The sequence below is a fragment of the Curtobacterium sp. MMLR14_002 genome (genome assembly GCF_001864975.1).
GTDB classification, from domain to species: domain Bacteria; phylum Actinomycetota; class Actinomycetes; order Actinomycetales; family Microbacteriaceae; genus Curtobacterium; species Curtobacterium flaccumfaciens.
Genome location: NZ_MJGT01000075.1, coordinates 25,015 through 33,549, shown reverse-complemented (window position 1 = coordinate 33,549; position 8,535 = coordinate 25,015). Strand labels below are relative to the sequence as shown.

At 72.8% G+C, this 8,535-nt stretch carries 8 protein-coding genes; 2 read left to right on the top strand and 6 right to left on the bottom strand.

Annotated features, from left to right (window positions below):
• Window positions 1-480 precede the first annotated feature (480 nt).
• The 3 genes from rlmN to BIU91_RS14700 form a co-directional block, all read right to left on the bottom strand.
• Complete coding sequence (rlmN, locus tag BIU91_RS14710; protein ID WP_071406079.1) at window positions 481-1,713, bottom strand: 23S rRNA (adenine(2503)-C(2))-methyltransferase RlmN; 1,233 nt, start codon at window positions 1,711-1,713, stop codon at window positions 481-483.
• Window positions 1,714-1,806: 93 nt separating this feature from the next.
• Entirely contained in the window at window positions 1,807-2,760 is a 954-nt protein-coding gene (locus tag BIU91_RS14705; RefSeq protein WP_084741318.1) for a C40 family peptidase, read from the bottom strand.
• Window positions 2,761-2,939: 179 nt separating this feature from the next.
• Window positions 2,940-3,689, bottom strand: coding sequence for a pyridoxamine 5'-phosphate oxidase family protein (locus tag BIU91_RS14700; protein WP_071406078.1), 750 nt, complete (start codon window positions 3,687-3,689; stop codon window positions 2,940-2,942).
• 21 nt (window positions 3,690-3,710) lie between these two features.
• On the opposite strand from BIU91_RS14700, the gene BIU91_RS14695 reads away from it, so the two are divergent.
• Window positions 3,711-5,153: a PLP-dependent aminotransferase family protein gene (locus BIU91_RS14695; protein WP_084741316.1), complete on the top strand. Its 1,443-nt coding sequence runs from the start codon at window positions 3,711-3,713 to the stop codon at window positions 5,151-5,153.
• A 9-nt stretch (window positions 5,154-5,162) separates the two neighbouring features.
• Here BIU91_RS14695 and BIU91_RS14690 read toward each other — a convergent pair whose 3' ends face one another.
• The 3 genes from BIU91_RS14690 to BIU91_RS14680 all read right to left on the bottom strand — a co-directional run bounded on the left by BIU91_RS14690 (window position 5,163) and on the right by BIU91_RS14680 (window position 6,830).
• Window positions 5,163-5,678, bottom strand: a complete 516-nt coding sequence (locus BIU91_RS14690; protein ID WP_071406077.1) for a hypothetical protein — start codon at window positions 5,676-5,678, stop codon at window positions 5,163-5,165.
• Between the two features lie 85 nt (window positions 5,679-5,763).
• Window positions 5,764-5,958: a hypothetical protein gene (locus BIU91_RS14685; RefSeq protein ID WP_071406076.1), complete on the bottom strand. Its 195-nt coding sequence runs from the start codon at window positions 5,956-5,958 to the stop codon at window positions 5,764-5,766.
• A gap of 110 nt (window positions 5,959-6,068) precedes the next feature.
• Window positions 6,069-6,830: an SDR family NAD(P)-dependent oxidoreductase gene (locus BIU91_RS14680; protein ID WP_071406075.1), complete on the bottom strand. Its 762-nt coding sequence runs from the start codon at window positions 6,828-6,830 to the stop codon at window positions 6,069-6,071.
• 80 nt (window positions 6,831-6,910) lie between these two features.
• On the opposite strand from BIU91_RS14680, the gene BIU91_RS14675 reads away from it, so the two are divergent.
• Complete coding sequence (locus BIU91_RS14675; RefSeq protein WP_139196501.1) at window positions 6,911-8,506, top strand: hypothetical protein; 1,596 nt, start codon at window positions 6,911-6,913, stop codon at window positions 8,504-8,506.
• Window positions 8,507-8,535 lie beyond the last annotated feature (29 nt).

Here is an 8,535-nt window from a genome sequence, read left to right as displayed (position 1 = left end):
AAGGAATTGCTTCATGACCCAGTCAGCAAGCCGACCAGGCACGAGGTCAATCAATAAATTGGCATTGACAATGTGCACGCTGTTGAGTTCTCAAGGACCAGACGCACTCCCCGCTCGACCCACGAAAGGTTCCGCCAGAGAGGCATTCGTCTTGTTCCACCGTCGGACACGCCGAATTACTTCGACTTCTTCGGGGGGATGTTGCCTGAGCGGGACCCCGTCCGGACTGCGCATCCAGGGCTTGCACCCTGTGACCGTCTCGGCCGTTCCGTTCTCCGCCTCAGCGGCAACGAGTGATTACTTTACACACGCCCCAGGGGCCCTGCCAACCGTCGTCCCTCCCGGGCGTGTCGCAGTCGGGTGAACGGCACGTGGCCCCCGGGTTTCCGGGGATCGACGAGGGTGAGCGCGACCCCGGGAACGACGGAAGGCACGGTGCGAACCCGCACCGTGCCTCCCGACTGAACGAACAGGACCGACCTACTCGGCCGCGGCCAACTGCCCGCACGCCCCGTCGATCTCCTTGCCGCGGGTGTCGCGCAGGGTCGTCGGGATGCCGGCGGCGTTGAGTCGGCGGACGAACTCGTCCTGCACGTGCACCTCGGACGAGGTCCACACCGAGCCCGGCGTCGGGTTGAGCGGGATCGGGTTGACGTGCACCCAGCCCTTGCCGCGCTTGTTGAGCTTCTCGGCGAGCAGGTCCGCTCGCCAGGCGTGGTCGTTCATGTCCTTGATGAGCGCGTACTCGATCGAGACACGACGGCCCGTCTTGACGTAATAGTTGTGGGCGGCGTCGATCGCCTCGTCGGCCTTCCAGCGCGAGTTCACCGGGATGAGCTCGTCGCGGAGCTCGTCGTCGGGAGCGTGCAGGGACAGCGCGAAGGTGAGCGGGATCCCTTCGTCCGCGAGCTTGAGCATCGCCGGCACCAGGCCGACGGTCGACACCGTGATGCCGCGGGCACTCATGCCGAGACCGTTCGGCTGCGGCGCGACCATCAACCGCACGGCGTCCATCACCCGCTTGTAGTTCGCGAGCGGCTCCCCCATGCCCATGAACACGATGTTCGTCACGCGCTCGGCGTCGACGCGGTCGTTGCCGCCCTTGCGGGGATCGCCCCCGAGCTCACCAGCGGCGATCGCGGCGTTGGCCCGGACGATCTGCTCGATGATCTCGGCGGTGGACATGTTGCGGGTCAGCCCCGCCTGGCCGGTGGCGCAGAACGGGCAGTTCATCCCGCACCCGGCCTGGGACGAGACGCACAGGGTGATGCGGCCCGGGTAGCGCATGAGGACCGACTCGACCAGGGCGCCGTCGTGCAGCTTCCAGAGGAACTTGATCGTGTCGCCGTTATCCGTCGCCAGCCGCCGGGTCTCGGTGAGGAGCGGCGGCAGCATCCCGGCGACGAGCTGCTCCCGCTGGGCGGCGGGCAGGTCGGTCATCTTGGCCGGGTCGGACGTGTAGTGCTGGAAGTAGTGGGTCGCGAGCTGCTTGGCGCGGAACCCGGGCAGGCCGAGTTCCTTCACGCGGGCCTCGCGTTCCTCGGCCGTCAGGTCGGCCAGGTGCACGGGCGGCTTGCCACGCTTCGGTGACGCGAACTGCAGGAGCGGGCGACCGTCGGTGTCGGTGGCCTGCTTCCAGCCCTCGGTGCGCGGGCGCACCTGCGGACGAGCAGACTGCTGCTGTTCGAACGGGGTGCGGGTGTCGGAAGCCATCACTCCAGGATACGGGAGGCCCGTGATCGGTGGGGACGCCCCGTCCGGGTGGTCCTGCTGGTCACCACCAGGGCCGCACCACGGCCGGCGGGGTCAGCTGCCGGCGGGCAGAACGCGCGCGAAGTGGTGCGCCGCCGAGTACATCGGGACGATGTCGACGACCTCGCCCGGGTGCGGTGCCTGCAGGACGAGTCCCTGGCCGAGGTACAGGCCGACGTGGTCCTCGTCGTCGTACACGACGAGGTCACCAGGGAGCGCCTCGGACTCGGGGATCGTAGTGGCGACGGCGTCCTGCGTCGGCACGTAGTGCACGAGCTGGATCCCCACCGCCTGGTACGCGACCATCGTGAGCCCGGAGCAGTCGATGCCCGCGTGGCTCGCGCCGCCCTCGACGTACGGGTCCCCCATGTACTGCAGGGCGGTCTGCACGATCGTGGCCCGGTCGCCGCCGGCCGAGAGTGCGGCGGACAACGCGGACTGTGCCTGCGCGGTCGTCACCCCGAAGCGGAGGTCGAGCGTCGGGTACGACACGATCGTCGTCGTCGTGGTCATGCCGTCGGTGGAGACCACGGGGACCTGGACGTCGTGCGCCACCGTGAAGGTCTGGGCGGCCTGCGCCGTGGTCGTGCCCGAGCGGGTGTCCGCGGGCAGGGTGTCGGCGTTCGCGGGCAGGGCGAGCGTCAGGCTCGAGGTCACCGCTATCGCGGGGGCGAGCAGGATCGCCGCGCGCTTCGCGTTCGCGGAACGGCGGATGTGCCGCGGGTCGACGGCGCGCTCGGCCCGCAGGGTGGCGGTCCGGCTCAGCACCGCACTGCCGGCCGACGAGGCGACGGGGGCGGGACGCGGCTGCATCCGCACGGTCCGGGCCGGCTTCGGGTGCTCGACGAAGGTGGAGCGGGCGGCCGCGGGGCCGAGGGCCGAGCGGCGACCACGGGGACGGGACTGCTGCGTGTCCGGCGTCAGCGGCGCGGGGTCGACCGCGGGGTGCGTGTGCGTTCGCGCGGGCTGACGGTCGTCGGCTGCTGCAGGCAGGGTGTGGCGTCCCATGGGTCCTTCCGGGTCGGGACCACTCGGTCCGGAAAGTAACGTATTGGTCACGACGGTGCTCGCGGCTGGGCAGCGCCGGAGTGTTCCTGCAGCTGGTCACAGGAACGAGCACCGCTCGCAGGCCGCTCCGACGGCGCGCACGGGCGTTCCGGAGCCGGCCCGCGGCGGTGGACCCGGGTTCAGACCGGCGTGACCCGCATGACGGCGGCGATCCGGGCCTCCCGGTCGGCCGCCAGGCGGTCGAGGCGAGCCGACAGCGCGACGACCGATGCGTCCACCGGGCTGTCCCCCGAGATGTCCCCCGGGATCGGGACACCGGCGCGGACCGCGAGTGGCAGGACGCCCGCCCAGACCGAGTGGTCCTCACCGTCCGCCGGGTCCTCGCCGACACCGTGGGCTCGGACCTTGACGCTCGCGCGGTCGAGGGGCAGCTGGAGGACCTGGGTGGCGCGGACCTCCTTCGCGGTCATCTCGCGCACCTCGGCTCGGCGGCCCGGCATGAGGTGGTCCGCCACCTGCCAGAGGGCTTCGGCGCGGAGGTCGGTCGGCACCACGGTCGCGCGCCCGGCGATCATCGCGCTGCGGTAGTTCGCCGAACTGTCGTTGGTGGAGCGTGCGAACACGAGGCCGTCCAGGTGGGTGACGGTGGCGGCGACCGGGACACCCTCGGCCCCGGCGTCGAGGAACAGCCCACCACCGGTCGAGCCGTGCAGCAGCAGGACGGGACCGTCCCCGAGGTCCCCGACGGCGCAGAGGAACGGCAGGACGACGGGGTGGCCGCCGCGGACGATGCCGACGTGGGCGAGGTGCGCCTCGGCGAGGATCGCGTGCAGGACGGCGGGGTCGTCGGACTGGCGGTCGCGCAGGCGCCGGACGCGGAGCGAGGGGTCGTCGGCGGTCGGTTCGGGTTCGGGGCTCGAGGTGGGCATGTCGTCACGCTAGGGTCAGCAGTGGTCCAGTGCCTGGACCAGATCGGGGCGATCACGATGGACCAGTCGAGCAAGGTGTCCGGTGTGGTGGCACGGGTGCGCGGGATGGTGCACGACGGCACCCTGCGCGAGGGCGATCCGCTGCCGTCGACGCGGGCGCTGGCGGCGGAGCTCGGGGTGGCCCGGGGCACCGTCGTGGCGGCGTACGAGCAGCTCGACGGCGAGGGGTACCTGCGGACGCGGCACGGTGCCCTCGCCCGGGTCGCGGCGAGTGTGACGGTGGACGCGGGCATGACGCCGGATTCGGCTCCGGTCGGCGCCCGCTCCCCCGATCCGGACGGTCCGGACCCGACGTCCTCGCTCATCGACTGCCGTCCGGGCATCCCCGCTGTCACCGCCATCCCGCAGCGGGACTGGCGGGCAGCCTGGCACGCAGCGGCGTCGGCACCGCTCCGGAACGCGATCGCGGACCCGCTCGGCTCCCCCGACCTGCGCGCACAGGTCGTCGCCCAGCTCGGCCTGACCCGCGGGTTCACGACGTCGGTCGACCGGGTGCTCGTGACCGCGGGGACCTCGGAGGCGCTGTCGCTCGTCACCGAGGCGCTGCGGGGGCTGCTGGGTCGCGCTCCCGTCGTCGCCGTCGAGGACCCCGGCTACCGCACCGGACACCGTGCGGTCACGAGTGCGGGTGGGTCCCTGGTGGGCGTCCCGGTCGGCGAGGACGGCCTCGACCTCGACGCACTCGAAGCCGCCGGACCGGTCGACGCCGTCCTGGTCAGCCCGACGCACCAGTACCCGCTCGGATCGGTGATGCCCGTCGCCCGGCGCCGGCGGCTCCTCGCCTGGGCCGCGGCCACCGGCACCGTGGTGGTGGAGGACGACTACGACTCCGAGTTCCGGCACCGCGGCGCGCCCGTGCCCGCGCTGGCCGCACTCGACGCCGAGGGCGTGGTGCTGCACGTCGGCGGCTTCTCGAAGACCCTCGACCCCCGGCTGCGCTGCGCGTACGTCGTGCTGCCGACGGTGGCAGCGACGGGTTCCCCGGTGACGGAGGCGGTGCTCGCCGCTCGTCGGGCTCGGGGCGCGGTCGTCGCCGAACCGGTGCAGGCCGCGCTCGTGCACCTGCTGCGGACGGGTGCGCTGCGGCGGCACCTGGGTCGGGTGCGACGCGACTACACGCACCGCCGGGCCCGGATCGCGGCTCGGCTCGGCAGCGTCGTCGGCCTGGAGGCCCGTGCCCTGAACGGCGGGCTGCACGCGGTGGTCACGTGGTCGGGTCCGACCACCGGGGCGGAGATCGCGCGTCGGCTGGCGGACGCCGGGGTGCTCGTCGCGTCGCTCGAGGAGTACGGGCTCGCTCCCGGCAGCACACCGCCGGGCATCGTGTTCGGCTACGGCGCGGTGACGATGCCGGAGCTCGACCGGGCGCTCGACGCGCTGGTGACGGCGGTCACGGGAGCCTGATCGGGGTCGTCAGCCGCCGTACTGGGCGGTGCCCACGACGTTCGACCCGGCCCGCTGGCACGCGGTGTTCAGGGTGCGGCCGACGAGTTCCCACTCGGGGGTCATCTCGAGCGCCGGCCCGGACTTCGGTGCGGGGTGCGCGTCGATGTACTCGTGGGCGTAGTCGATCGCGTCGTCGAGCTCCTCGTCGCTGCTCGACAGGTGCTCGTAGCCGAAGCGTTCCGCCGCGATCAGTGCCTGGTACTGCGCCTCGGAGAGATCGCCCTGGCTCCGCCCGACCGTCGCGTTCAGCGAGATGGTCGTCAGCGCACTGATCTGGCCGCAGATCGCCGCAGCACTCCGGTCCTCCTCCATCGGGTCCGTCGCGCCGCCCGCGGGCTGGGCGTCCGAGGTCTCCGAGGTCGCCTTCGGAGTCGACGTCGGCCGCGCCGCTGCGTCGGCACCGGCCGAGCAACCGGCGAGCGAGCCGGACACGAGGACCGCGCTCACGACGACGAGGGGCAGTGCGGACCGGAAGGAGACCATGGACGACATCGTGGCAGCGCGGTCGTGCCGTTCGCGTCGTCGTGTCCCGATCGAGACCTCGTCGAGACCGGATCGTGAGCTTGCGTCAGCGGGAGTCGGCGGTGCCGTTCTTCCGGGCGTTCACGAGGTCGGCGAGCGAGGGTTCTCCGGCGTCACCGGGCAGCGCGTGTCCGCGGCGGGCGGCCTTGCGGACCTGTCGGTAGGTGGTGACGTGCAGGGGGTCCACACCGTCGGCGGACTCGTAGTTCGACGGGGCGGTGGTGGTGGGTGATTCGGTCATCGCGACGGACGGTACGCGTGCCGGGAGCCGCGGAACCACGTGCTGCGTTCCGCGGCCAAACGGCGGGCGTGGCACGGCCTGACGGGGCCGCACCGGGCTTCCAGAGCGGGTCAGAGGCTCGTCATGCCGCCGTCGACGCGGAACTCCGCTCCGGTGGCGTAGGACGACTCCGGGCTGGCCAGGTAGACCATGATGCCGGTGACGTCGTCGGGGGTGCCCGGGCGACCGAGCGGGGTGCGGGCGACGATCGCCGCACGGGCCTCGGGGTCGCCGGAGATCGCCGACACGAGGCCGGTCTCGGTGTAGCCCGGCACCACCGTGTTCACCCGGATGCCGTCCCGCGCGTAGGCCATCGCGGTCGCCCGGACGAGTGCGTGGATGCCGCCCTTGGTCGAGGAGTACGCCGCGAAGTCGGCGCCCTCACCGTTCAGGCCGGTCGGCGACCCCGTGGCGATGACCGACCCGCCGGTGCCGCCCGCGAGCATCGCCCGGACAGCGTGCTTGATCGTCAGGAACGTCCCGGTGAGGTTGACCGCGACCGTGCGGTCCCAGGTCTCGAGCGACAGGTCGGCGACCTTCGCGTCGTGACCGAACAGCTGCACACCGGCGTTCGCGACCACCACGTCGGGTCTCGCACCACGCTCGGCCAGATCGGCGAACCCTGCGGCCACGCTCGCCTCGTCGGCGATGTCCATCGTCAGGCCGATCGCGGTCGGGCCGGCTGCGGAAGCGGCACCGGCGGCTGCGTCGGCGTCGCGGTCGGCGTAGACGACGGCCGCCCCCTCGGCCACGAAGCGGTCGGCGATCGCGCGGCCGATGCCGGATCCCGCTCCCGTGACGAGTGCGGTCCGGCCGTCGAGTCGTGCGGTCATGTGGGACTCCGTCCTCGGAGCAGCGCTGCTCCGTCACCCCCATCATTGCCCAACCGGTTGACCGGTGCTAGGCATGCACCATGACTGCGATGTCGAACGACGAGATCGTGTCCGTCGGGCCCTGGCGTCTGGCCCTGCGCGGAGCCGAACTCGCCGACGTCACGTTCCGGGGCGGGCTCGTCCTGCGCGCCGTCCGGTTCGTCGTCCGCGACCACGACTGGCGCACCGCCGACGACACGGTGTCGACACGGACGGTGGACGGCGACGAGGGCCGCATCCGCATCGAGACCAGTGCGCGGTACGACGGCGCCGAGGTTGTGCGCACCGTCCTGACAGTCACGCTCGATGACGACACCCTGCGGGTCGCCGCGGTCGGGACGGTCACGCGGGCCTTCCGCCGCAACCGCGTCGGGCTCGTCGTCCTGCACCCGCCGACCCTGGCCGGGCAGCCGCTCACGGTGCGGCATCCGTCCGGTGGCAGCACCGTGACGGCGTTCCCGTTCTGGATCGCGCCGCACCAGCCGGCCGTCGACGTCGCCGGGCTCGACTGGGCTGAGGGCGCGACCGCGCTGTCGCTCGACCTGACCGGCGACGTGTTCGAGACCGAGGACCAGCGCAACTGGACGGACGCCTCGTTCAAGACGTACTCGACGCCCCTCGCCGAGCCGTTCCCGGTCGCGATCACGCCGGGGACGACGGTCCGGCAGAGGCTCACCCTGCGTGCGACGGCGGTCGGTCCGGCAGGTGTTCCGGGCACCCGGTCGGGAGGCGCGGCCTCCCCCACCCCCGACCTCGCGGCGCTCGACGGGCTGGGTCCCGGTGCCGTGGTCACGCCGTCGCCGACGCTCCAGCTGCTCGCGGGTTCGGCACCGGTCGCTGCGCGCCCGGACGATGCCGACCTGCTCCGCGGGTTCCCGATCCTGGTCGAACCGGTCCTCGGGGCACCGAACGTCGAGGCGGTGCTCGCCTCGGCCCGGCGGGACGCGGGCGGCGCTCCCCTGGACGTCCGGTTCGTCACCGACGAACCGGTGCTGCTGCGCGCGGCGATCGACGCGGTGCTCGCGGGCGGGCCGGTGGCTCGCGTCGGGGCGTTCGACCCGGTGTCCCACGTGACGACGCCGGCGCTGCAGCGGGCACTGCGCGAAGCGGTGGCAGCGGTCGGCGCGCTGGAGGCGGTCGCCGGTACCCGGGCCCACTTCACCGAGCTGAACCGCTCGATCGCGGTGTTCTCGGGCTGGGACGGCCCCCTGACCTGCAGCGTGACGCCGCAGATGCACGACCGGTCGCCCGAACAGGTGACCCAGTCGATCCGAATGCAGCGCTGGGTGGTGAGCAGCGCCTCCAGGCTGGCCGCCGGCAGGGCGCTGCACGTCGGACCGGTGACGCTGCGGCCACGGTTCAACGCGGTGGCGACGGCGCCGACCCGGGTCGTGACGGACGCGACCGTCGAGCACGGGTACGGGCCGGAGACCGTTCCGGACGCGACCGACCCGGCGCAGCACACGCCGGCCGCCGAGCGGTGGTTCGTCGACGCGGTGCGGGCGCTGACGGTGCCGGGCGTGGCCTCGATCACGCTGGCGGAGGCGTGGGGGCCGCGCGGGTTCGTGGCCGCCGACGGCACGGGGAACGCCCCGCCGGAAGGGGGTCGGCGGGGCGTTCCGGTCCGGGCGCGCTGACGGGTCGGCGCGGAGGTCGGTGGCGGTGC